This is a genomic window from Okeania hirsuta (assembly GCF_003838195.1).
Lineage (GTDB): Bacteria > Cyanobacteriota > Cyanobacteriia > Cyanobacteriales > Microcoleaceae > Okeania > Okeania hirsuta.
The window spans coordinates 1-25,490 of the sequence record NZ_RCBY01000110.1 but is presented as its reverse complement, the minus strand read 5'-3'; the positions used below and the strand labels follow the sequence as shown (position 1 = coordinate 25,490).

Sequence of the window (25,490 nt, the reverse complement as noted above, 5' to 3'; positions counted from 1 at the left end):
AATTTTGAACACCGTGTAGACGGTGGGGTATTAAACCCACAAAGAAAATGATAATTTTTTCTGGTTTTTATGGAGAAGATTGTGACAATTTCTTCCCGAGTAAAAATTCCAATTCTGGAGAAATAATTATAGTTCTATTATTGTCTATTATTAGGTGTTTATTTACCTCTTGCTCCGTTAAAATCTGTTTGTTTATATAAGTTTGTAATAATTTATCAATAATTAGAAAAGAATGATAAATAACTGATGTTAATTTGGCTCCAGGAATATGAATATATTGTTCGCCAGTTTGATGCTGATACTGATAACGAATAGGATTATGATCTCTTTTAGCAGTTTCTAATTCATTTGCTGGTTCTTGACCGGGATAAACTTGAAGATTTTTTTTCAATTCTATTGGTTCTAACTCTGCTACCCAAGGTATCCATTGAGATACTCCTTGTTGAATAGCTTGGAGAATAGAAGCTTCATTTCGATTGCCAAAATAGTCAGTTTCACCCTTTATCCAACTTATCCAGTTTTTAGGTAAATTGATTGGAGTTTGAGTGAGAGGAACATAGAATTCTGCTTGATTATATTCTAATCCATAAAAAATAGCCAAATTATCCCCACCTGTTTTGATGATTCCTGCGTATTGCCCACGAATTAGTAATGTACTGGAGAAACCTTCTATCAATTGAGGAATTTTAGTCTTGAGGGTTTCTGGAATTTTATATATCCCATAGGCTTTTAATTTAACAATATTTCCTGCTTCTTTCTCTCCTGAAAAAGAGGGGATTGGAAATTCCAATCCTTCTGCATATCCTGTATTAATAACTGTGTTAAAGTACAAACTTTTTTCATGGTTAATCTTCAGTTCAAATCCTTGGTTGCTGAGTTCAACATTAGTCACTTTATGATTAGTTTTCAGATTAATTTTTTCCTCTTTTCTTAATTGATTAAGCAGTTGAATTAAATGATTACAATATTTGTCGATATTTAGAACTGGTTGTTTAACTTTAACTGCCCCATTGAAGAAATTTTTGTCTCCAGTTCCCCATAAAATTTCTTCTATATCAATCTCCTGAACCAGTTCTTGTACAGAGCCGAAAATTTGATCTGATGGATAATTATTAATATGATTATTATAAATTTTCATCAAATTTTTACTAACATCTTTGAGAGTTATACCTTCTCGATCAATTGCTGTATTTCCTTTAATATTAGGAACTAAATAGTTCACATATTCATCTTCAAAAACATAGTCAGGCATAACTTTTTTAAACAAAAGAGTTTGTTTAAACAAAAGTTCTAACGTAGAAAAATGCCCTCCATAAACAAAGTGATGTAAAATCCCTGTATTATTAAAGGAAGCACTGTAATGATTTAAGGGAGTAGATTCAGCTTCTAGAAGTGTTACTTTAGCCATTCCTAATTGAGAAAGAATAGAAGCAATAGATACTCCCATAGCTCCCGCACCAATAATAGCAATTTCTTGTTGTGCTTCTGGAGGAATATTAAATAGTTTTTTGTCAGACATAAATCACCAATAATGAGAAATCAGGAGTCAGGAGTCAGGAGTCAGGAGGGAAGAAAAAAGCAAGAAAAAGGAGAAAGTTTGTTTGAACGCTAATTATCCGGACATGATATTACCAATAAAATGACTTCTAGTTAATTAGATTATCAAGTAATATAGCAGGGAATAGCAAATACTGATCGAATAATTCTTTTTTTTGGTTTGTATAATAACTCACTATAATGTTAGAGCTAAAAAATGATACAAATAAAAAATAAACTTACATTGCAAGAATTTCTCGAACTTCCACCAGGAGAAGAAGATATTACTTATGAATTTATTGAAGGAGAAGCAATACCCAAAATGTCACCAAAATATTTTCACTCTAAGCTGACTCGTATATTACTCTATTTAATAGATGAATGGTGCGAAGGAAAAGGGCAGGTTTGTCCAGAATGGGCTGTGAAATTAACTCGTAAAGGGAAAGACTGGGTGCCTGTACCAGAAATTTTATATGTTTCTTATGAACGCTTATCTCCAGAATGGATAGCAGATGAAGCTTGTCCTGTTTTACCAAATTTAGTAATAGAAATAATTTCTCCTGGACAAACATTTGGTCAACTTATAGCTAAAGCTCAAGATTATTTAGATGCAGGTGTATTAAGGGTATGGGTTGTTGATAGTAAAGCGAGAAGTATTACAGTTTTTTATCCAGATGCACCGCCACAAACTTATATGGGAGAAACTTTACTTATAGATGCTTTATTTGAGGGATTAGAGTTAACTGCTGAACAAGTATTTAACAAAGCTGGAATTCCAATTTTATACTAATTTTAATGTTACAAATTGAAGTGTAGAGTGTGGGTAACTTATAGTTACCACATACACCATAAGTTTTACTCATGCCTAGTGACATTAGGTTGAGCTTTTATATAGAATAATAAACATCATCAGTTTCTTCTCTTACTACAATTTTTTTATACTCAGAAATGCCACTAAACTTACGAACTTTTTTACAAGCGACAAATCCAGGAAGAACTTTATTTTTAAGAGATAATCCTGAAGAAGATAATAATTATTATATTGATTTTTCTTCGGTGCGGGGTGGTCAGATTATTGAGAATCTACGAGATAATATTACTTTGTTATCGCCAGATGAAGCGACTTGCGAATTATTTACTGGACACATTGGATGTGGAAAATCTACAGAATTGCTAAGACTTAAAGCAGAGTTAGAGAGAGAAGGATTTCATGTAGTTTATTTTGACTCTGGGGAATATTTGGAATACCATGATGTGGATATTGCAGATATTTTATTGGCGATCGCTCATAGGGTAATAGAAAGTATTGAGCGACTAGAACTTGAGGAAGCTACAGGACTTGAAAGATTATTTCAAGGTGCAGTTAAGGTATTACAAAAGGAGTTTGAACTGGAGGAAGTTGAACTGAAACCTCAAATTCCTAATGTTCCTGATGTTGGAGTTAAAGCGAATAAAAAGGGATTTAGTCTTTCTTTTGGTATGGGTAAGATTACTGCTAAAGCAAAAGAAAGTTCTGAATTAAGGAAGAAGTTGAGGGAGTATATAGAGCCTCGAATTAGTAATACTATTGAAGCAATTAACCAAGAAATTATAGAGCCTGCTATTGAGAAATTGCAACAGCAAGGTAAGAAAGGATTGGTGGTAATTATTGATAATTTGGATCGTATTGAAGATAATAAAAAGCCTTGGGGAAGACCTCAACCAGAATATGTTTTTGTAGATCGGGGACAGCAGTTACGTCAGCTAAAATGTCATCTTGTTTATACTATTCCTTTATCGTTGCGATTTTCTAATGATTATGGATATCTGACTCAGAGGTTTTTGACAGATCCAAATGTTTTGCCAATGGTATCAATAAAGTTGCGTGATGGTAGTAATTATCAGGAAGGAATTGAATTATTGCAACAGATGGTTTTAGCAAGAGCTTTTCCTGAACTGGAGTCAAATAAACGTCTCGAAAAAATCACGGAACTTTTTGATAATCCTAAAACTTTAGAGTTGTTGTGTTTTGTTAGTGGTGGTCATATTCGTAATTTGTTAAGGTTCCTATATGACTGTATTCGCCAGGAAAGGAAATTACCTCTTTCTGGTGAGACTTTGAAACAAGTAATTCAAAAAAAGCGCGACCAAATGGTTTTGGCAATTGAACCTTATGAATGGGAATTATTGCGTCAAGTAGTTGAGTCTAAAAAAGTAACGGGAGATGATGGGTATAAGATTTTAATTCGGAGTATGTTTGTTTATGAGTATCGTGATGCTGAAGGATCTTGGTTTGATATTAATCCAATTTTAGAAGGTGCGGAAGAATTAAACAGGACTTAGGCAACATAAGAAAATATATACCATCTGTAGGGGCGAATGGCATTCGCCCCCATACAAATAGCTTGTTGTCTAAGAAATTACCTAAGTCCTATTAAAGTTATGAATGAATCAAATTTATCTTTTGAGAGTTCTGATAATGAGCGATCGCTTGAAGATATTGTATGGACAATTGAAATGTCTCAGGGACAGTTTTGTTTGATATTAGCTTTATGTGACTCAACTAAGTTGCGCGATAATATGGCACAAAAATTACAAGAAATTTGCCCAAATATAGAAGAGATTTTTCTCAAGTCATCGGATACTTTAATCTATCCCCAACTTAAGGATATAAACAGTCAAAAACATCCATCAGCAATTATGGTTCGTGGTTTTGAGTCAGTTACAAATATCGATCGAATGTTAATTTCTTTGAATCAATTAAGAGAAGAGTTGTGGAAGTCTTTTAAGTTTCCTATAATTTTATGGATTAATGGGGAAATTGCCAAAAAAATGATTCGACTTACTCCAGATATTGAGAGTTGGGCAAGCATAACTAATTTTAGTAGTTTCTCTGGAAAAGAGATTGATTATCGACAAGAAAGGGTAGATATATTTCATAATAATCAAGGTTCTGAAGATAGCGATCAATTGAATAATAATAATTTTTTAATTGAGTTGTTTTCGAGATTTTATGTTCTTCAGGAATTACGCAAATAAACCGGGTTTTTAGGAGTATATTAATCAGTTTTAAATATAAAATTACGAGCTGTTTTTTATCAAAATAGACTATAAGTTTTAATTGAATTTTCAAAATTAAATGAAAGACTCTTTTAAACCCACCGGACAAATGGCGATAGCTATTCTTGCAGCAGCTACGAAGCAGCAAAACCAGGGAATAAAACTAGCCAAATCTGGTAATGTAGAAGAGGCTATATCTGCTTTTAGAAAAGCTTTAAAACTAAATCCTAATATCAACCTTGATAGTACAGGAAAAACTGAAGAAAAAGACCCCCAATCCTTTGCCAAAAAATTAGCAGTATCTACCAAGATAGATCGGGGTACAGAACTAGCAAAATCTGGTAATGTAGAAGCAGCTATATCTGCTTTTAAAAAAGCTTTAGAACTAAATCTTAATACCAACCTTGATAGCACAGGAAAAACTCAAGAAATAGATCCGGAATCCTTTGCCAAAAAATTAGTAGTATCTACCAAAAAGATAGATGAGGGTACAAAACTAGCCAAATCTGGTAATGTAGAAGCAGCTATATCTGCTTTTAAAAAAGCTTTAGAACTAGATCCTAATATCAACCTTGATAGCACGGGAAAAACTGAAGAAAAAGACCCCCAATCCTTTGCCAGAAAATTATCAGCATCTACCAAGATAGATCGGGGTACAGAACTAGCCAAATCTGGTAATGTAAAGGCAGCTATATCTGCTTTTAAAAAAGCTTTAGCACTAGATCCTAATATCAACCTTGATAGTACAGGAAAAACTGAAGAAAAAGACCCCCAATTCTTTGCCAAAAAACTAGCAGCATCTACCAAGATAGATCGGGGTACAAAACTAGCCAAATCTGGTAATGTAGAGGCAGCTATATCTGCTTTTAAAAAAGCTTTAGAACTAAATTCTAATATCAACCTTGATAGTACAGGAAAAACTGAAGAAAAAGACCCCCAATTCTTTGCCAAAAAACTAGCAGCATCTACCAAGATAGATCGGGGTACAAAACTAGCCAAATCTGGTAATGTAGAGGCAGCTATATCTGCTTTTAAAAAAGCTTTAGAACTAAATTCTAATATCAACCTTGATATTACGGAAAAAACTCAAGAAAAAGACCCCCAATCCTTTGCCATAAAATTAGCAGCATCTACCAAGATAAATGAGGTAGTCATGCTAGCCATATCTGGTGATTTAGAGGCAGCTATATCTGCTGTTAAAAAAGTTCTTAAAGGAGAGAAAAAAGCTGAAGCTGAAGCTGAATCCTTGGTCAAAACATTAGCAGCACCTCGGAAGATCAAAGAAGGAATAAAACTAGGAAAATCTGGAAAATCTGAAGAAGCAGTAGCCATTTTAAGAGAAGCACTACAATGGAACTCTGGGATTAATATATATAAGCACTTAAGTCAATTTAATGGTGGGCTAAATCAATGGGCAGATCAAGTTTACAATTCTCTAGAAGAGAAAGAAAAACCAGTTGCTCTGCGTATTTTCTTGGAACTTGTCGAGATAGAAAACGAAACAACTAATTCAGGTAAAGTTAATTATAAACCCAGCCGAGCTTTTTTAGAAGATTTACCAAATCCAGAGCAATCTCTGGAATTTTTACAGCAAGTGACAGGCAAGTTGGCTGACAAAAAAAATAGGTTAATTAGCATACATAATTTATCCTCTGGGAATACAATTTTATCTATTGCATATGAACCCTTGTTAGATGATTGGATAACTTTACAAAAATGGCTCAAAGATTATCAAGCTGTAATAGAAGTAACACGGGAAATTGAAATGGCAGCTCAAAATTGGAAAAATTATCCATCTTATAGTTTGCTATTGCTAGAAAAAAAATTAGTGGAAGCGGAGAATTATTTAAAAGAATATGGGCATTTAGGACTATTAAAAGGTTTTGGTTATGAATTTATTGAAGCTAGCAAAGAGTTGAAACAAAAACAAATAGAGGAAGAACGTAGTCGATTAGAAATTGTCAATAAACAATTGGAAAAATTAAATCAACTTAAAGATGAATTTTTATCTAATACCTCTCACGAACTCCGAACACCTCTCAACGCTATAATTAACCTGGCGGAGTCTATGATAGATTCTCCCACCGATCGACTATCTGAATCCCAGAAGAGCAATTTATCTCTTATTATTTATAGTGGTTCTAGACTAACTTATCTTATTAACGATATTCTAGATTTTTAAAAACTTAGAAACAAGGATATTCAACTTCAACAGAAATAAATTGGTCTAAAAGAAATCACTGAAATAGTTATTACCTTAAATCAACCTTCAGTGAAAAATAGCGCCTTGAAACTGATTAATTCTATTGATAATAATTTACCCCCTGTATATGCTGATGAAAATCGTCTGCAACAAATTCTATTCAACCTTATTGGTAATGCTATTAAATTCACTGAACGGGGTAAAATTGAAGTATCAGCAAAATTGCTTTCTGAGAAAAGTCAGAGACAATTAGAAATTACTATTTCTGACACAGGTATTGGTATTTCAGAAGATAAATTAGACAGTATTTTTGAATCCTTTGAACAAGCAGATGGAACTATCTCCCGTGAATATAGGGGAACAGGTTTAGGTTTAGCAATTACCAAACAACTTGTTGAGTTACACGGTGGCAAAATTGGTGTAAAATCAGTGCTTGGAAAAGGTTCCCGCTTTACCTTTACTTTGCCTGTGTCTGAGAAACCAGCAGAAAAAATAGAGACTTCACCAATTTTGTCTCCAGTAGTACAGACAATTGATGTAAATCCTGAAGTTGATGCAGGCGATCGAGACGTCACGTTAGCAAAAAAACATGGAGAGTCCAGGGAAAATAATTCGGCAAAAGTTCTGATTGTTGACGACGATCTTGTGAATCTAGAAGTGCTTGGTAATCATCTTTCTAATAATAACTATTCTGTGAATCGAGCTGACAATGGACGAGAAGCATTACAAATTCTGGAGAAAGGTTTCCAACCTGATCTAATTTTACTGGATATAATGATGCCAGGAATGACAGGTTTTGAAGTTTGTCAAAAAATCCGAGAGAAGTTATCACCTAATGAACTTCCTATTATTTTTCTCACTGCAAAAAATCAAATTTCTGACTTAGTAAGAGGTTACAATGTAGGGGCAAATGATTTTATTACTAAACCTTTTTCTAAAGGGGAATTATTAGCACGAATCAAAACTCATATTAGCTTAAAAAAGAAAAATCAGGAAGTTCAAGAGCAGCGTCTACGAGCTGAAATTGCTGAAATTGAAACATTAATCTCTTTATCTCAAGCTCGTCTATTATCTGATGATTGGTTAGGTTCTTTGGATGCTGTTTTTCAAGCGGGTAAAAAGTTACAAAATGTGCAAGTTCCACCCGATATGAAAATGAAAGTAACTTGCCAACTTAGACAAGTAGTTAATAACATTTCAGAGAAAAATAGTTTCCAATTTCATACAGCTAAAGTTAACAAAATTATCTTTAGTCCAGATGGTAAAACTTTAGCTTCTGCTAGCAATGATGGTACAGTAAAAATCTGCCGATTAGATGATAGTTCAATAGTTACTCTTGAAGGTCATAATAATCCAGTGACCAGTGTTAGTTTCAGTTTCGATAGTCAAATATTAGCTTCTGCAAGTCAAGACAATACTGTAAAACTCTGGGAATTAGATGGTACTGAAATAGGAACCTTTGAAAATAAGGGAAATAAAGTAATTTTTTCTCCTAATGAACAAATATTAGCTTCTACTAGGGAAGGAACAATAAAGTTTTGGCAAATAGATGGTACGGAATTGCAAATTACCTCTGATTTAAAAGTAATTGAAGACTTAAGTTTTAGTTCATTGGAACAGATTTTAGTTTGTGCTACTGAAGAAGGTATTAAACTGTGTCAATTAAACAATCCTAATATACTAAGCATTCATTCCGATCAAGATTGGGTAACAAGTATTAGCTTGAGTTATAGTGGAAAAAGTTTAGTTTCTGTCAGTCAAGATGGTGTAATAAAACTCTGGCATTGCAATGATGGTAAATTAGAAGAACGGAAAAGTTTTACAGGACATAAAGAGTCAATAACTAGCTTTATAATTAGTCCTAATGGTGATAAATTTGCCTCAAGCAGCGAAGATAGGATAGTTAAAATATGGGATTTACAAGGCAATATAATTAATACATTTAGAGGTCACAGATACAAAATTACAAGTCTTTGTTTCCATCCCAATAATCAAATTATAGCTTCTGCTGATAATAGTGGTGTAGTCAAAGTATGGAGTTTAAGAAATAACAAACCACCAACTTTTTGTCCTCATAAAAGCAAAATTACAAATGTTAAATTTAGTCCGGATGGTAAAACTCTAGCTTCTGCTGATGAATATGGCAATATAAAATTATGGCAAACAGATGGAACAGAACTTGAAAGTTATCAAATTTATAAGAAAAAAATAACCGATATTAGTTTTCATCCAAATAGCAAAATTATTGCTTTTAGTAATGATTATGGTAATGTTGAATTTTTATCACTAAATAATAGTGAAACACCATTACCTATACTTCAAGATTTCGGAATTACTAACTTAAATTATTTTGGTTCTGATGGTAAATTTATAGCCTTGACTCAAGAAAATCATCTTGAAATATATGACCAAGATTGTAACCAGTTAGCTTTAGGCAGAAATGGCGATCGAATTATTAGTATGGATGTTAGTTCCAATAGTCATACTTTAGCCACTGTTGGTGCAGATAATAAAATAAAAATATGGAATTTCACAGGCAATAAACTATTAGAAAAATTCTCTTTTTCAACTAATAGTAGTACAGTGACTCAAATTAGCTTTAGTCCTAATGGAAAAATCCTGGCTTCAGCTAGTGAAGATTGTACTATCAAACTTTGGAATCTTAATGGTAAAGAGTTAGCAATTTTCAAAGGACACAGCAAAGCTATTACTAGCATTAGCTTTAGTCCTGACGGTAAAATTTTAGCCTCTGGTAGTAATGATAATACTATCAAATTGTGGAGTCTTATTAATAGGACTGAAATATATACATTACAAGAACATACCCAACCGATTACAAGTATAGATTTTAGTCCTGATGGTAAAACTTTAGCATCTGCGAGTAATGATAAGACAGTAATTCTTTGGAATTTGAATCTTGATGATTTACTGCATCGTGCTGATGAATGGTTACCTGAGCATTTCAACCTACATTCGCACTACAATAAGTACATGAAGAGAGGAAATTGACCACTATAACTTTCTTCTTACTTTTGACTTCTTACTTCTTACTTTTGACTTCTTACTTCTTACTTTTGACTTTTGAACAGCGCTACATTTCAGTAAAATGTTTATACAATAAATGATGAATAAATTGATAGCGATCGCCTACTCTTTGCAATAATAAACGACTAGCAGCATAATTGAGAAAACGACGATAATTCCAGGGAATATGCCCATTAAAAAATAGAATAATCCGCAGCACAAGATTTTTTAGTCCGGGCAAACCAAAGAACATCCCAATAATTACACCTCCAATAGCACCAAGAATTAAACCTTGGTATAAATCGAAAACCAAGGTAAAAATAAACCCAAAAATAAACCCCCAAAATAACACACTAATCAAATTAACAATTAACTGATATGCCTGTAACTCGCCGTTAGAATCTAACCAAGCTGGCCGTAGTTTTTCTATTGTAAATTCCTGGCTGTTATCTGCGGCCATTCGTTGTGCTAGCCATGCCAACCATCGTCTTGTCTGTTCCGGCAGTGGTTCCTGATTCTTAGAATACCAATTATAGTTATTCTCTCGCCCTAATTGACGACGAATATAAGCATTTAATAAATATTTTTCTCTTCCCTGTTGAGAAGTAATTCTTCTCCAAGCAGCAATTAAAATTTCCTCATAAGCTAAAGTCATCATACTCAACATTAATGGTATTTCAGCTAAGTTTAATAACTCTGGTTCATCCTGAAGATAATGCCAAAGTTCTCTACTACTAGCTGCTAATAAATAATCTTGAATCTGACCTGTTGTTAAAGACTGTAATAATACAGCAGCATTTAATTTAAACTTAGTCCGACAATTTTTATAAGTGGCAAAACTACTACAAATAACTAAATCCTTTGGTTGCAAATATACTGATAATTTATTAATTTCTTCTAAGCAATTTTTAGATAATTCTGGAGATACTCGATCAAATCCATCTATGAGAAGTGACAATTGCTGATTTTCTAGCCAATTCCTAATAACCTTTTTGGGTATCTTGTACTTAAATTTAATTTGATTAACTAACCAATCTGAAATATCCTGATTTTTATCTTGCCATGTCGAAAGGTCTAATAATACTGGAATAGATGTTTTGGGTTCTTTTTCCGCCCGAATTACTAGCTTTCTAGCTAATTCTAGTAAAGTTGTAGTTTTTCCACCCCCAGGATTTCCTAATATAAGTAATTTTCCTTTCATTCGGTCAAAAACTTGGATAATACTTATTTTTGCTGGTAGTTGAAAACTAGGGCGCTTTCCTACTTTTACTTCTATATCCCAAGAACGTTTTAATTGTTGGGGTGGTCGCTGACGAACAAGATTAACTATCACTGCATGGTGTAGAGACTGCGATCGCAGTTGCAGAACTTCTCTTTTAACTGTATTTAATAGTTTATCGCGATTTCTTTGCACCTTCGTATATTTCTATTGTTAAATGAGTTAGTTAGCTGTTATCTTAAAATAACTATATAGCAGGGAATAGGGAATAGGGAACAGGGAACAGTGGAAAAAGCTTTTTCTCTGTCTCAGGTTCATCATCAACATAAGTCAAACACCAACTCGTTCCTTTCTATGTTTATAGTTATTTTATCGTTAAAATATTAACAGCATATATCTGTCTTAATAGCTGATAGTGATACCTGTGATAAAAATGCAAATTAGCCAAGAAAGTTAACATAAAATCTAGTTGATAAAGGGGTAAAAATTATGTCATTCAACATGGGACAATTAATCGTTACAGGAATAACTGGCCTTGCTAGTGCTACCTCTGTTGCTTATTTCACAATTCAGTCTGATTTGTCACAATTTACTACTAATTCTTTACAGACACAAAAATTGGATAGCAACCTAGTTTCAGTGGTTCCTAAACATCAACTAAAATCTTCACATTCAACTCCTAATTCCTCAGATTTAGTTAGTCAAAATTCAACTCCAGTTGTGATTACACCACCAACATCGGGGTGTAAAATTCGTATGGCCATAGTAGACGACCCTGAACCACCTCTAAATGTTCGTAGCAGTCCAGAAGTTAGAGAAGGCAATAAAGTTGCTCAACTTAACAATAATACCTTTGTTTCTGTCGCAGATGAAAAATCTGGCTGGCTACGAATTACTAATCCAGTTATAGGTTGGGTTGCCAAGAACCGAACTCGTAGCACTTGTGCCAGGGTAGATAAGACTATTACTTTTTCCCCAGAAAGTAACACAGCTATTGTTAGAGGGGAGATGATTGGTACTGGTAGTCATAACTATCGGGTTAGGATGATCCAGGGTCAGACCATGACTATCAAAAATTTTGGGGATGTATTTCCGGCAATTATTAGTCCTGATGGCCAACTTATGGCAAGGGAACCTAATATTGAAGGTAATGAAAATGAATGGACAGATACTATGCCTATCAGTGGAGTATATACTTTACAATTAGATTCTAATTTCCGTGGATTTGAATATGAATTTTTAGTAGAAATTAAAGACAACAGAAATTTTTAATACAAATCTCAAAAAAACTGTTGATTTTAGTTCTTTCTTTCTAATACTATACTGAAGTGAGGCTTAAATTATTAAGTAATTAACACAGACTGAATAAATTTTTTGATAATTAGCACGCCAGTTATTGTTAATTATTCTTATGTTTACTTCTCTGTACGAACGTTGCATGGAACGTCCCTACCCACTCCCCCACTCAATAAAATGGGGAATTGTTATCAGAAATTCTGTGCCTTTTCCTAGAGCAGAAATACATTCTAATTCTCCCTGATGATGTTCAACAATAACTTGATAGCTAATTGCTAAACCTAACCCTATACCTTGACCCACTGGTTTTGTGGTATAAAAAGGGTCAAATATTTATTTTTGTACTGCTTCACTCATACCTATGCCATTATCAGCTATCCTAATTATTACTTGATTTTTTGCTTCTATTGCCGTAGTAATAGTAATTTTGGGAGGTGGATTGCTTGATTCTTTTCCCATTGGTTGTACTGCATCAATAGCATTACCAATAATATTAATAAATATCTGATTCAGTTTGCCGGGATAGCATCTTACTTTGGGTAATTGACCGTAATTTTTAACAACTAGCTTCTTGCAATTTACTCTGAGTAATACCAGCTTCTATCTTGATTTCATAAACTTTGATTTTATCCAAGAGTTGTGCGGCTTTTTCTAATACAATGTCAACCAACTTCTCCATTTGCCCAAAATCACCATTCAAGTAGTTAGCTTCTGCCCCTTCTTCATATAATGCCAATTTTAGTTGATATTGAGTAGACCAACTATTTTCAGTCAGTAGATTTATCCCTGTATTAAAATAAGATATTGCTGTTTTATAAGCAGTAGATACTTTAGCCTTGATTCCCGTTTTAAATTTAAATTTGCTAACTCTTCCCTTACTTCTATTTTTGTAATTAATTGCACACCATAATTAAGTTGATTGACAATTTAAAATATTTTTTCTTCTAGTTGTTCATCCGCCCTATTGTTTAACAGTAGCATCCCAATTTTTAGATTAGTTTCTTGTTTTTTTTGTTGCGAAATTAGACGATAAGCTGCTTGTTAAACCCGGTCGTGGAGAAAATGATAAATTGGTGTTTGTAAATCAGTTATTTCACGGAAATGATCGTCGTTTTCTCCCTGATAAAATTTATAGGTTTCGTCCTCTGGCAAAATCAATCTTTCTGATCAAGCACCCCATAAACATAAGGCAGTTTCCGGCAGAGATTTTTCAGATACAATAGATAGAGTTTTTACATCAAACTTGTTGCTAATACAAGCTGCTAATTGCAATATTTCCTGAGTTGAAGGGGGAAGTTTTTGTATTTGGGCAGCCATTAATTCAACTACATTTCCTCTAGCTGCTAATATCATGTTCCCCCTCCGGGGGAGCTACGCTAACGGATAATCAGTTATAATAAAATTTAAGGACTCCGGGTACCGACAGTACCAAAGAAATACTGAAATTATCAATGCTTTTCTCCAATATTTTCTATGTATTCCTCCTTTCTTCCCTCCTGACTCCTGACTCCTGACTCCTGAGGACTCACAACAGTTATTTATAAGTATTCAACCGAACATGATATAAGATTTTAATTTCTGGCAAATTCAACAACCACTTATCCTGTTGATAGCGATAAAAGATTAATCTTTCCTTAACGAATAAAAATCACTCCTAAGTAGACCACAAAATAATTTTTGGGTAGATAGTAGGGATGTAGAGGTATTGCATGCAACGTCCGTAGGTCGTAGAAAAATGCTTTTGGGTTGCCCATACTAACTGTAGTCTATCTATATGAAAAGCGCTATCAGGAGAAGTAATTGTTGAACTAAGCTAAGAATCATTTAGATTCTATATTCCTTGTTCCCTTTGACAAAAATTGGATACAGTATATTCGGTGATTAATGTGGTACAATTGACGGGTGACGGGGTAAATTTTTGGCTTGTTCCCAACCCCCAACTCCCAACTCCCCATCTCCCCACCCTCCCCACCCTCCCTTGGTATTATACTCCTCTATGTTGCTGTATTTCTTGGTTTAACTCTTCCTTAACTCGTTCCCATTCAGCTCCAACTAGAGAAAGAATTTCAAGAGCTTTTTTTAAATTAAAATCTGCTCCAGACTCAACCACAGCACGAGTCATGTGCTCTAACTCTTGACACAATTCAGAAAAATTAATTGCTCCTAGTAAAGCACTACTAGACTTCAGAGTATGAGAAGCTCCTTTTAATGTAGTATAATCATGTTTTTTGATAGATTTCCTGATAATATCCATGTGCTTATTACCATCAACAAGATAGTCTTGTATCAAAATAATTAGAGTATCTGGTTCATCATCATAAAGATTGCGGAAATCTGCTAAAGTTTTGGGATTGATCGCTGATTTTTTTTCATATTCTGCTTCTAATATATTATCCAATAAATCTAAATCTTCAGCTGTAATTCCATCGGTTTCTGGTGCATTCTCTAAATCAATTAAATGTTCGTCAAGTTCTGCCAATTCTTGTAAACCTGCTTCAGAAATAAGTATCGTTTCATCATCATTAGTAGGAAGCAAACTACTGCTTGATGTTGAAGTGGGAAATATACTCTTAACTAACGCTTTTTCCTCCAACTGAGAGTTCAACTTGACTTTACCGTTGATAAATTTCTGCTTATAAGTAACTGGTTTCTTAGGAGGATCTCTTTTTACCAATGCTGAATCATTTCTAGGCGTTGACTTCTCCTTTCGTATTGGCAGCTTGCATTTGTTGAGAACTTCCACTAATTGATCACGACGAATTGGTTTGGTCACATAATCATCCATCCCAGCATTGAGACATTTATCACGATCGCCCTGCATAGCATTAGCTGTCATAGCAATGATCCAAGGACGTTTTTCTTCTGGATAATCTTGATGAATACGACTGGTGGTCTCTATTCCATCCATCTCTGGCATCTGTACATCCATTAATACCACATCGTAGGGTACTCGCTTGAGAGCATCTAAAACTTCTATTCCGTTAGCAGCTATATCTGCACGATAACCTATTCTTCCTAGCAAGTGTATTGCTACTTTCTGATTAATTACGTTATCTTCTGCCAACAAGATGCGGAGATGAGAGCGAGCGCTACTTCTCTCGCTAAACCTTTGAAAATATTTCAGACCTAAACTAGGAGTTTTTGCATTAGCTATTTTATCTGCTGTAGTACCAAATACTTGCAATAAAACATTATAAAATTGAGACTGTTTCACTGGTTTATTCAAAAAACCAGCTAAATTAACTTTTGCCTCTTGAAGTTCTCGGAAAATTTCTGCCTTGCCGAGATAAGTAAACATTAATAAGGGCAAAGATAACGAATAATTTTGCTCGACATTTTGTTGAGTTTCCAACTTCCGAATCTTTCTCGCTAATGTCAGTCCATCCATATCTGAAAGATTCATAGCAATAATCCCTATATCAAAATCTCTTCTCTGCTTCAACCAGTTCAAAGCTTTTGTACCAGAATCAGCAATTATAGGTATCATTTCCCATGAATTAACTTGTTGTTTTATTACCTCTTGATTAACAGGATGACTTTCAACAACTAATAATTTTTTACCTTTTAAGAAGGTATCAATTTCTTCAGAAGAAGGAACTGTAATTGCTTCTGCTTGAATCGTAAAATAAAAAGTTGAACCTTTACGATCTGCTTCGGGTTTAACAAAGTAAGGAGGTGGAGACCCTGCTATATTTACTAGAGATTTAACAGTATTTGAGTTGGCAAAATTCAGACCAGTTTCTCGGTTATTAATTCTGCTGTTATTATGATTAATTTTTGATTTAATAATTTGCCTATTTTTTTCTTTCAATTCATCTGTTTCTTTCCACTGAGAAACCACCCACATTTTACCGCCCATAATTTCACTTAAACGCTGACTAATAACTAATCCTAAACCAGTACCACCATATTCTCTAGTTGTAGAAGCGTCTACTTGAGAAAAAGCTTTGAATAAGCGGTCCATGTGGCCTGGGGGAATACCAATACCTGTATCTTTCACGGCAAACTGGATGTCATAAGTACCTGTGGTTTTACTAGGAGCTTCATCATTAAATATTCCCTCGTAATTCATATCTTCTAATTGATTATTTTGACCAACTTTTCTAGCCGTTACAGAAACAACCACCTCTCCTTTTTCTGTAAATTTAACAGCATTTCCTAGCAAGTTAACCAACACTTGACGCAGCCTTGTTACATCTCCTACAATCATTGCTGGCACAGAACTATCAATTAAACAAGCAAGCTCTAAATCTTTATGTGCTGCCCTCGGTGCTAATAACTCTAACGCCTCTTCAACACAGTTTCTAATATCCAAAGAACTTTGTTCTAATTCCAATTTACCAGATTCTATTTTAGTAAAATCAAGAATATCATTAATAATAGTTAAAAGCGCATCTCCACTGGTACGAATAGTTTCCACAAAATCTCGTTGTTCTGTCGTTAATTCCATATCTAATAGCAAACTTGTCATCCCAATGACACCATTCATTGGAGTACGAATTTCATGACTCATCATTGCGAGAAATTCACTCTTGGCACGGTTTGCTACTTCTGCTGCTTGTCGAGCTTGTTCTAGAGCTTGATTTTGAGCTTCTAACTGTTGTTTATGAGTAACTTCTGACTCTAATATGTGCGCCTGAGCTAATGTTAATCCTACCTGAACTGCGACATTTTCTAATAAGTCTATTTCATCCTTAGTCCACTGACGCGTATAATCACATTGATGCAAATTAATAATACCATTTGGCTGTCCTTGATAAGAAGTGCGAACTGCCAACATTGATCTAACATTTAGCCTCCGATACATCGGTGCAGATGATTTTAATAAAGGGTCTGAAAATATATCTGGAGTAGCGATCGCTTTGTCTTCTGATAATAATTGTTCTGTATGAGAATTGTAAGTAACTGCAATATCTAAATCTAAAGTTGATTCGTAACCAGTTTCTAAATATTCAGCAACACAAGGGAGGTGGGAATAAGGTTGAGAAAGATAATTATGAATGGAACAACGGTTGACTCCAAATACTCGACCAATTTGAGTAGCAGTAGTCTGAAAAATTTCTTGAGTATCTAACCTAGAGCGAATTTCTTGAGTAATTTGTTTGAGCAATAAAATGTGCTGATATTTTTTCTGCAAACCTTCTATAGCATCTTGTCGCAACAATTCGCCACCGATATAAGTCCCCATTAATTTTAAAACTTCTATATCTGTTGAACTCCATTTCTGTTTGGCAATACGACTGGTAAAACTAAGAGTGCCATAAGTTCTTCCTGATACAAAAATTTTCGTCCCAAGATAAGATTCTACCCGACGCACGGTATATGCTGGATGATGTCGCCACTGGGAATTTTTAGCTGATGCGATCGCTAGAGGTTTATTCGAGCGCAATACTTCCCTATCAAATGTTTGTTCGAGGGAAAAAGCGTCTCCTTTAGCTATTCCAAATAGGAAATCTTCTGGTAAGTGAGCTGCAATAACCTCATAACGTTCTCCTAAAACTTTTCCTAATAGTCCTATATCCATGGCAAACCGACGACATCCCATATCTAATAATGCAACTATTTTGTTTTCAAAAGAGTTATCTGCGTTAGTGGTAACTTCATATAGTTCTCTAATTGCCTTTTCATTAGCTTGCAAATTTTCTTGGGTTGCTATCCTCGCAGAAATGTCACTGAGGGTACTTACCATACCAGTAATATTGCCTTTGTTATCAGCTATCAATGTACTCTTCATTTCTACTGAACAATAATTTCCATTTTTGGTTAACCACTTCAATTGATAGCAACCTGCAACTAATTTTTTATTACTAGCAACCAACTCTATATTTTTTGGGGTATTCTCTGCTGAAGAATTTAATTTTTTTCTATCTTCTGGGTGAATGAACTCTAAATAATTTCTACCTAAGCTATTTTCACAAGTAAAACCTGTAATTTTTTTCCAGGTCTTATTTAAGAATATTAAATTACCTGTAGCATCAGTTTTAAAAGCTATATCTTGAATATTATTAACTATTTCGGTGTACTTTTTTACTTGAAATTTTAGTTTTATTTCTGTTTCTTTAAACTGAGTAATATCTATCAAACTTCCCACCATTCTCACTGGCATTCCCGATTGCCATAATGCTTTTCCTCTATCTAGAACCCATATAAAGCTATTATTTTTGCGTTTTATGCGATATTCTATTCGGTAGAAAAGAGATTTTTTTGCTAAATGTTCTTGAACGGCTACACTAACTTTTTCGATGTCTTTTGGATGAATTCTATTTAACCATTCATCTATTTTCTGGGAAATTTCATCATCTCTGTAACCCAATAATTTTTTCCACTGAGATGAGTAAAATATTTCATTTGTTTTGATATTCCAATCCCAAACTCCATCTTGATTTCCTTCAATTGCTATAACTGTACTTTCTTGTGTTTTGAGATAAACTTTTTCTAAATTTTTCCGTTCTACAGCAGACTGCTTAAATTTTTCATCGATTTTTTGCAGTTGAATAGATGTTTTTTTTATATAATTATGAAAGCGAATTAATGATTGATATAATGATTTAGGTAACAGTATTTGTTGAATTATTTTTGTAGCAGTAATAATATTAGTTATTTTGCCTGTGGGGGTTTGTACAATTAGAGGCAATAGATAATAATTTTTTTTCATTAAACCTAAAGCTACTTCTAGACTGGCATGAGAACCTACTAGGACTGGTAAAGTATTACAAACTGTCTCAGCTTTAGTTTGATTAAAATCTATTTTTAATGCTTGTAGTTGTACTATATCTCTACTGCTAATTGTCCCTAATATTTTAGTCAATTTCTGATTTTGAGATTTATTTTCTTTGCTTTCAGTAATCAGAATATAACTAATATTATAGGTAAACATTAGTTGGGTAATTTGCCGAATTGATAAAGAAGATGCAGCTTGAATAATTTGAGATTCAGGGATTTGTTCTAATTGATTAATTTGGATTAAGTTAGCTGGTAGAGTTAAAGATGAGTCAAAGGTTGTTTTTGTTGCATTATTTTGAGCTTCTAATTCTTGTTTTTGGGATGCGACCTTAGTACCATTTTTATCAATAGATGGTTCACCTTGCCTGTTGGCTATTAATCTTAAACTGTTGTCTTTGATCTGAAGCTGATTGAAAATTAAACTACGGGTAGTCACTAGGCCAATAAGTTCTTCTGCCTCATTAACGATTGGTAAATGGGTGATTTGATGTTTTTCTAGTATTGCTAAGAGAGCAAAGATATCTGGAATTTCCGATAGTTGGGCTGTTATTATGGATCTAATCATTATTTGAGCAATCGGAAATCCACTTAGGGAAGCGCTAATAGAGGCTAGCTGTACTAAGTCTTGCTCAGTAAATATACCTATGATTACCCCTAAAGATTGTAACTTTGTATCTTGAGATTTGGAACCATTACTTAAGTCTTGAGATGTAGTGCGATCGCTTTGTGGAGGTGTTCTTACAACATTAGAAGGAGAGGATGATTCTACAATTAACACACAACTTGCACCTGTAAGACTCATAGAAGTAATTACATCTTCTACAGGAGTTTCTGGTGTAGCAGTAAAAGGACTATAATTAATGGCCTGACTGATGGAGGGAATAAACATTTTGGATGACTCTGATGATGTTTGATCAAAAATATAACAATCTAGAATTTTGTACCGAATAATGCAAGTTTAAAGGTTTACTTTTGTCTGACTGATATAACTTTTCTGTCATACTTACCTCTATTTCCAGAATAATTTTTAACTAGTGCTAATTTCCACATTTTGCAGCTATTTATTATCATCAGGGACTTTGAAGCTCTATTAACAACTTGCAAGCTCCAAAGTAACACCTATGAGATTAATCATAGAGGTCTTAAGCCTAGTCTATCTAGGATAATTCTTGTCAAACTAAGAACCAAACAAATTACAATACAGAAATTATCATTAACAATACAAAAATTATCAATTTATCTCAATTTTTGCACGAGTGAGTTTTGACTTCTTTCTGTAAAATATCTACTGTACAACCTGTCATCAACTTCTATTTTGGACAAATTTTCAATTATAGTACTTAAAGTAAGCCTGCACTTGATAGCTTAAATTAATTATGCTGAAGGTTAATGCTGAAAAAATGAAAAAATATGATGCAGAAATTTAATAGTTTTATCTTAATTAAGAGGTATCATTTAATTTGAATTTTGTCAATCTATGATTCCCATAGCATTACAGTTCTAAGGAACTTAAAAATAAAGTAAATAGACAAATAATTGTAATCAGTTGAAACTGCAGGAGCGAATATACTGTGACCTTTGAAGAGTTGATTCAGAAAGGAGGCCCTGCCATGTGGCCTCTGTTAGTTTTATCAATTCTGTCCCTCAGTACCATAATAGACCGCCTATGGTTCTGGACAAATCTATTAATTAAGGAAAAACAAACTGTTAGCCGAGTATTAGAAGCCGCACGTCGTGACTGGAGTATAGCGACAGAAATGGCTAGACGCACTCTAAAACAACCTATTGGTCGCTTTCTCTATGCTCCTCTGCGATTACAAAACCCAGAACCTGAAGTGTTTAAATTGGCACTAGAGGCTAGTGCTGATGATGAGTTGGCCTCAATGCGTAAGGGAGATAAATTGCTGGAAGGGGTGATTGCTTTGGCTCCGATGTTGGGCTTACTAGGTACTGTTTTGGGTCTTATTGGTTCCCTTGGTTCGATTCGCCTTGGGGACTTGGGCACTTCTTCAACTGCGGGAGTGACAGTTGGTATTGGTGAAGCTTTAATTAGTACTGCTGCTGGTTTGGTAGTAGCTATTGTTAGTCTAGTATTTTATCGATTATTTCAAAGTTTGTTATTTAATCAGATGAAGGTTTTTCGGAAATCTGGCAATGAATTAGAATTACTCTATCGACAATATTGGCAACAGACATCTTTAAATAAATACAATTCACCAGATAATAATACTTATTTTCCTCCTACATGGACGCAGAATTCTCATAATTTTCCAGATTCTTTAGAACAGGATACAAAACCAACAGATTCTCCAGCAGAAAGGGATATTGATAGAACTGCAGATGAGCCAGATAATAATTAACGAAAAATATATCAATCATGACAAGATAGCTGATGATTTTTTATAGAAAAGCATCTTGATTTTTTTCAGACTAATTTGTCAATTAGAAGCAAAAATTTTGTGAATGTATTATCTTTATTGATCATGGGTTTAATACCCGACAATCTACAGGGTTTTAATAGGGTTGGTGGGGTTTACATTTCCATTGACCACATTCTCGCCCCTACTACTGACTACTTCTTGAATGTCATTATTGATGAGACTTTATACTTTTATTTATTTTTGATCGCAGTCGAAGCAAAGCTTAGGACATTCCTAAATGCTCAAACGAGCGTCAGAGATTACTTCTGACTTCTGTAGGGGCGAATGGCTGCCCCTACTTCTGATTTTCGCGTAGCGCTATATTTTTCTCCAAACAAAAAAACAATGAAACTTAATCAAGAATCTGCCACTGAAGAAGTTAGAATTGAGTTAATACCTCTAATTGATGTAATATTCTGCATTCTAACTTTCTTCCTTTTAGCCGCTTTACAATTAACTCGTCAACAGGCAATTAATGTTGACTTACCAAAAGCTAGCACGGGTAAACCTCAATCACAAGATATGTTACTTGTAAGTGTGAATGAGGTGGGAAAAACTTTTATTGAACAACAAGCTGTGAATGCGGTTGAACTCGAAAAGTTTGTGCGGAGATATCATCAAGTTAATCCTCGCGGAGTTGTTGTATTGTATGCTCCTAAAGAAGCAAGATACAATGATGTTGTGCAAGTTCTAGATTTATTGCGAGAAGTAGGAGGCGATCGCGTAGCTCTAGCAACTTTACCAGGGGCACCTCAAACAGGTCCTGGTGCTACTACTAATAATGATAATACTGAAGAATCAGTTACCCCATCTGAGTCTGAGTCCAAACAAAAGCCTACTCCAGCAAGGACAGTCAACCCCGGTGAATTTCAGTTACCTGCTGCTCCTGAGTCATCTACAGATTGAGTATTTTCATTTGATACACATCTCTATTTCCTGTTGCCTAAAAAGACTTTTTTTTAATATTACTTCAGTAGAATTAGTATAAGTCTTAACGATAATGACAACTACGTAGATATTTGTGAATCAGAAGGAGAACTTTACATACTAGAATTTAGTTCTTTTAGTTGTGCTGGAGAGTATGATTGTGACTTAAGTTTAATAGTAGAAGCTGGCGCAAAAGCTGCTTGGAAAGATTATCAATATGCCTACGATATTTAGATAAGACAAACTTTAAAATTGGGAAATATCTATATTAAAAAATTGGTAAATCAGATGTGATTTGTGAGTTATTCTTAATCTCAAGTTTAGATAATTAATTATATAGCAGTCGAAACAAAAGGCGCGGACATATCAAAAGCTTAAAACTTAGGAAATACAAGATATTTCATTTTTCCTTCTTCTTCCTTCTTCCTTCTGCTGTAACTTTCCACTCCTAATTTTTCAGATACTCTAAAATACTATTTCCCACATATTCAGCTAACTTCACAGGTACAGCATTACCAATCATTTGTTCTAAATTTGTTTTACAACCTTCCCAAATAAAACCTTCAGGAAATGTCTGTAAATAACTTCTTTCTATTGTTGTTAATGGTCGAATTTCTGAGGATAATTTTGCTGAATCTCCTGGATGATTTTGATAAGTTTGAGGAATAGGTCGATTCACTCCTCTGACCGTAGCACTAGGTTCATCAATACTAAATATTGCTCTTCTTTTATAACTTCTGGGATGACGATAATAATGTTTAATTTCTAATTGATCTCCAAAATAATCTTTAACTGTCATCGGTTTTTTTGCCAAATAAGTTTCTAAGTATGGTTCAATTTCTTTGTCTCGCTCTCCATAAATTCCAATCAAAAAAAATCTCTTTCTCTTTTGAGGTACGCCACATAAACTTGCATCAATAATTTTTTCACTAATACCATATCCAGCAGCTTTAAAAATGTCTTTAGTAATTCGATATTTTGTATAGTTAATAAATTGACTAACATTTTCCATCACAAAAATTTGAGGCAAAATATTAGTCACTATTTGAGCAAAGGAAATAGTTAAATTTCCTCTACCTAAATCTTCATTACGCTTACCTGCACTAGAAAAGTCTTGACAAGGAGGACCGCCAATAATTAGGTCTGGTTTAACTTGAATAAAAGTTTGATAATTAAAGTCAGTTTTGCTCAAATCATATTGATAAATTGGGTGATGAAAATTTTGGCGGTATACCTTAATTGCCGGTTCCCAGTTATCAAAAGCAGCAACTATATTAAAACCTGCATTTTGAAAGCCTAACGACATACCACCACATCCACAGAAAAGGTCAATTACGTTTATTTTGTGCATCTATATTCCAAATAGCAGTCAGCAATTAGCATTATAGTTCTCAGCTTTTAATATTGTATATGATGGTAATATTAGGAAAGCGCTGTTATTAAATGATTAAATTAGAATTAATAAGGAGGTAATGTTATGACTATTATTCTTGATAATTTAGAGCCAGAAATCCTGGAAAAATTACAGAATCAAGCTTTAAATAACGGTAGGACTTTAACAGAGGAGATTCAAGTTATTTTGACGAAAGAATTAGCAAATAAAACAATTAAAACTCCTGAAGAATTAGGATGGAGTAGAGGTTTCTTTGAGAGAACGGCTGGTTCTTGTGCAGATGACCCTATTGTAATTGATAATGGAGGCATTGATGAAAGTTTAGATGATAGTGTGCAAGAATGTTTCTGAAGGGTAATTTCAGTTATAAGTTATCAGTTATCAGTTAGCCTCCTCCGGAGGAACTGCGTTAACATTACCTCTGCAATAAGGAGGATTTTCATAAGAAATAGTCTCTTTTTTTATCCCTTTAAAAAGGGAGGTTTTAGACTACAATTTTTCGGTTAAAGATGAGGTATTTACTAGACACTAATGTAATTGTTAGGTATTTGAATCGGCGTTCTACTCTAATCAGAGAACGGCTACAGCAAGTCGCTGTTAAGGATGTGTTTGTTTGTTCTGTCGTCAAAGCTGAGTTATTTTATGGTGCAAATAAAAGTAATAATCCTGCCAAAATATTATTAAGACAAAAGGAGTTTTTGTCAGAATTTATTTCACTTGATTTTGATGATAAATCAGCGGAAGTTTATGGAATAATTCGAGCAGATTTAGAGAAAAAAGGGACACCAGTAGGGAGTAATGATTTACAAATTGCTGCAATAGCAATGGCAAATAATTTAACTTTAGTTACTCATAATACTAGGGAATTTGAACGAATTGACGGGCTAATTTATGAAGATTGGGAAGAGGAGAGAAAGTGAGGAGAATTTGGAGCTATATTAGCTTCATTATTTGGGTTTAAAAATTGTGTAACTCCCAATAGATAGTAGGAGCAAACAACTGTTCGCCCCTACTAATTTTTCCTATCTCTCTATAGAGATAATATTAGCCAATATTTACTTTCACAACTTTATTCTTTTCTGCTTCCGCTTTAGGTAAATGTAGATGCAAAATACCATCTTTATATTCAGCTTTGACTTGGTCATTTTGAACCCGAACTGGTAGAGAAATTATTCGCTGGAAAGCACCGTAACGAAATTCAGAACGAGTCATACCTTTTTCTTCAGTTTTAACTTCCTGACGACGCTCTCCTTTAATTGCTACAGCTTCCGCAGTTACTTGTACATCTACATCTTTAGCTTCTAAACCAGGAATTTCCAGTTTTAACTCAATAGCATCATGGTTTTCTTCCATTTCTGCTGCTGGTGTAAATGCTATTCCTTTTTCTTCACCGTTTAAATAAGGAGCAAAATTGTCAAAGACACGATTCATTTCTTTCTGTAATGAATCAATTTCACGCCATGGGGAAAAACGTACAATAGCCATAGTTGTTGCCTCCTAAAAAATGTTTTATTTATGAATTGAATTGGTTGTTGTTGATAATTTTAGTAGATTTTTGGTAATCAGTAAGTTCGGTTACTTAGAGAGATGCGAGCGCATTTTCCGTACTTCAGTTTTTCTGATATTTCGCATCTCTGTAGAGATAATATTAACCGATATTTACTTTCACAACTTTATTCTTTTCTGCTTCCGCTTTAGGTAAATGTAGAT

17 protein-coding genes and 1 pseudogene are annotated in these 25,490 nt (G+C 34.0%); 10 read left to right on the top strand and 8 right to left on the bottom strand.

Annotated features, from left to right (window positions below):
* Window positions 1-67: 67 nt before the first annotated feature.
* Complete coding sequence (locus tag D5R40_RS18205; protein WP_124155013.1) at window positions 68-1,519, bottom strand: FAD-dependent oxidoreductase; 1,452 nt, start codon at window positions 1,517-1,519, stop codon at window positions 68-70.
* 234 nt (window positions 1,520-1,753) lie between these two features.
* Between D5R40_RS18205 and D5R40_RS18200 the strand changes: the two genes are divergently transcribed.
* The 5 genes from D5R40_RS18200 (at window position 1,754) to D5R40_RS18180 (ending at window position 9,787) form a co-directional block, all read left to right on the top strand.
* Entirely contained in the window at window positions 1,754-2,326 is a 573-nt protein-coding gene (locus tag D5R40_RS18200; protein WP_192901185.1) for a Uma2 family endonuclease, read from the top strand.
* 158 nt (window positions 2,327-2,484) lie between these two features.
* Complete coding sequence (locus D5R40_RS18195; protein ID WP_124146842.1) at window positions 2,485-3,858, top strand: P-loop NTPase fold protein; 1,374 nt, start codon at window positions 2,485-2,487, stop codon at window positions 3,856-3,858.
* 99 nt (window positions 3,859-3,957) lie between these two features.
* Window positions 3,958-4,554 (top strand): hypothetical protein, encoded by a 597-nt coding sequence (locus tag D5R40_RS18190; RefSeq protein ID WP_124146843.1) that lies wholly within the window; start codon window positions 3,958-3,960, stop codon window positions 4,552-4,554.
* A 100-nt stretch (window positions 4,555-4,654) separates the two neighbouring features.
* A complete protein-coding gene (locus tag D5R40_RS18185; RefSeq protein ID WP_124155012.1) occupies window positions 4,655-6,757 on the top strand; it encodes a tetratricopeptide repeat protein in 2,103 nt (700 codons plus the stop codon).
* Between the two features lie 105 nt (window positions 6,758-6,862).
* A complete protein-coding gene (locus tag D5R40_RS18180; RefSeq protein WP_124155011.1) occupies window positions 6,863-9,787 on the top strand; it encodes a WD40 domain-containing protein in 2,925 nt (974 codons plus the stop codon).
* 82 nt (window positions 9,788-9,869) lie between these two features.
* Here D5R40_RS18180 and D5R40_RS18175 read toward each other — a convergent pair whose 3' ends face one another.
* Window positions 9,870-11,216, bottom strand: a complete 1,347-nt coding sequence (locus D5R40_RS18175) for an NACHT domain-containing protein (protein WP_124146846.1) — start codon at window positions 11,214-11,216, stop codon at window positions 9,870-9,872.
* Window positions 11,217-11,510: 294 nt separating this feature from the next.
* Here D5R40_RS18175 and D5R40_RS18170 point away from each other — a divergent pair, with 294 nt between their 5' ends.
* Window positions 11,511-12,293, top strand: coding sequence for an SH3 domain-containing protein (locus D5R40_RS18170; protein WP_124146847.1), 783 nt, complete (start codon window positions 11,511-11,513; stop codon window positions 12,291-12,293).
* A gap of 177 nt (window positions 12,294-12,470) precedes the next feature.
* Here the strand turns inward: D5R40_RS18170 and D5R40_RS18165 are convergent.
* The 4 genes and pseudogenes from D5R40_RS18165 to D5R40_RS39790 form a co-directional block, all read right to left on the bottom strand.
* A pseudogene (locus tag D5R40_RS18165) lies at window positions 12,471-12,881 on the bottom strand (sensor histidine kinase); the annotation flags it as partial.
* Complete coding sequence (locus D5R40_RS18160; RefSeq protein ID WP_124146848.1) at window positions 12,874-13,053, bottom strand: hypothetical protein; 180 nt, start codon at window positions 13,051-13,053, stop codon at window positions 12,874-12,876. The gene D5R40_RS18160 and the pseudogene D5R40_RS18165, both read right to left, overlap by 8 nt.
* Before the next feature lie 431 nt (window positions 13,054-13,484).
* Window positions 13,485-13,670: a hypothetical protein gene (locus D5R40_RS18155; RefSeq protein WP_124146849.1), complete on the bottom strand. Its 186-nt coding sequence runs from the start codon at window positions 13,668-13,670 to the stop codon at window positions 13,485-13,487.
* A 631-nt stretch (window positions 13,671-14,301) separates the two neighbouring features.
* Window positions 14,302-19,929, bottom strand: a complete 5,628-nt coding sequence (locus D5R40_RS39790) for a response regulator (protein ID WP_124155010.1) — start codon at window positions 19,927-19,929, stop codon at window positions 14,302-14,304.
* Window positions 19,930-20,650: 721 nt separating this feature from the next.
* Here D5R40_RS39790 and D5R40_RS18145 point away from each other — a divergent pair.
* Together D5R40_RS18145 and D5R40_RS18140 are read left to right on the top strand one after the other, a co-directional pair.
* Window positions 20,651-21,400: a MotA/TolQ/ExbB proton channel family protein gene (locus D5R40_RS18145; protein ID WP_375339390.1), complete on the top strand. Its 750-nt coding sequence runs from the start codon at window positions 20,651-20,653 to the stop codon at window positions 21,398-21,400.
* A gap of 405 nt (window positions 21,401-21,805) precedes the next feature.
* Window positions 21,806-22,366: an ExbD/TolR family protein gene (locus D5R40_RS18140; protein WP_124146852.1), complete on the top strand. Its 561-nt coding sequence runs from the start codon at window positions 21,806-21,808 to the stop codon at window positions 22,364-22,366.
* A gap of 469 nt (window positions 22,367-22,835) precedes the next feature.
* On the opposite strand, the gene D5R40_RS18135 is transcribed toward D5R40_RS18140, so the two are convergent.
* On the bottom strand, window positions 22,836-23,738 hold the full coding sequence (locus D5R40_RS18135) for a DNA cytosine methyltransferase (RefSeq protein WP_124146853.1): 903 nt from the start codon (window positions 23,736-23,738) through the stop codon (window positions 22,836-22,838).
* Between the two features lie 126 nt (window positions 23,739-23,864).
* Between D5R40_RS18135 and D5R40_RS18130 the strand changes: the two genes are divergently transcribed.
* Window positions 23,865-24,131 carry a hypothetical protein gene (locus tag D5R40_RS18130; protein ID WP_124146854.1) on the top strand — a complete coding sequence of 89 codons (267 nt, stop codon included), beginning with the start codon at window positions 23,865-23,867 and terminating at the stop codon, window positions 24,129-24,131.
* 158 nt (window positions 24,132-24,289) lie between these two features.
* Window positions 24,290-24,700, top strand: a complete 411-nt coding sequence (gene vapC, locus D5R40_RS18125; RefSeq protein ID WP_124155009.1) for a type II toxin-antitoxin system tRNA(fMet)-specific endonuclease VapC — start codon at window positions 24,290-24,292, stop codon at window positions 24,698-24,700.
* 124 nt (window positions 24,701-24,824) lie between these two features.
* Here vapC and D5R40_RS18120 read toward each other — a convergent pair whose 3' ends face one another.
* Window positions 24,825-25,265, bottom strand: a complete 441-nt coding sequence (locus D5R40_RS18120; RefSeq protein ID WP_124155008.1) for an Hsp20/alpha crystallin family protein — start codon at window positions 25,263-25,265, stop codon at window positions 24,825-24,827.
* Between the last annotated feature and the right edge of the window lie 225 nt (window positions 25,266-25,490).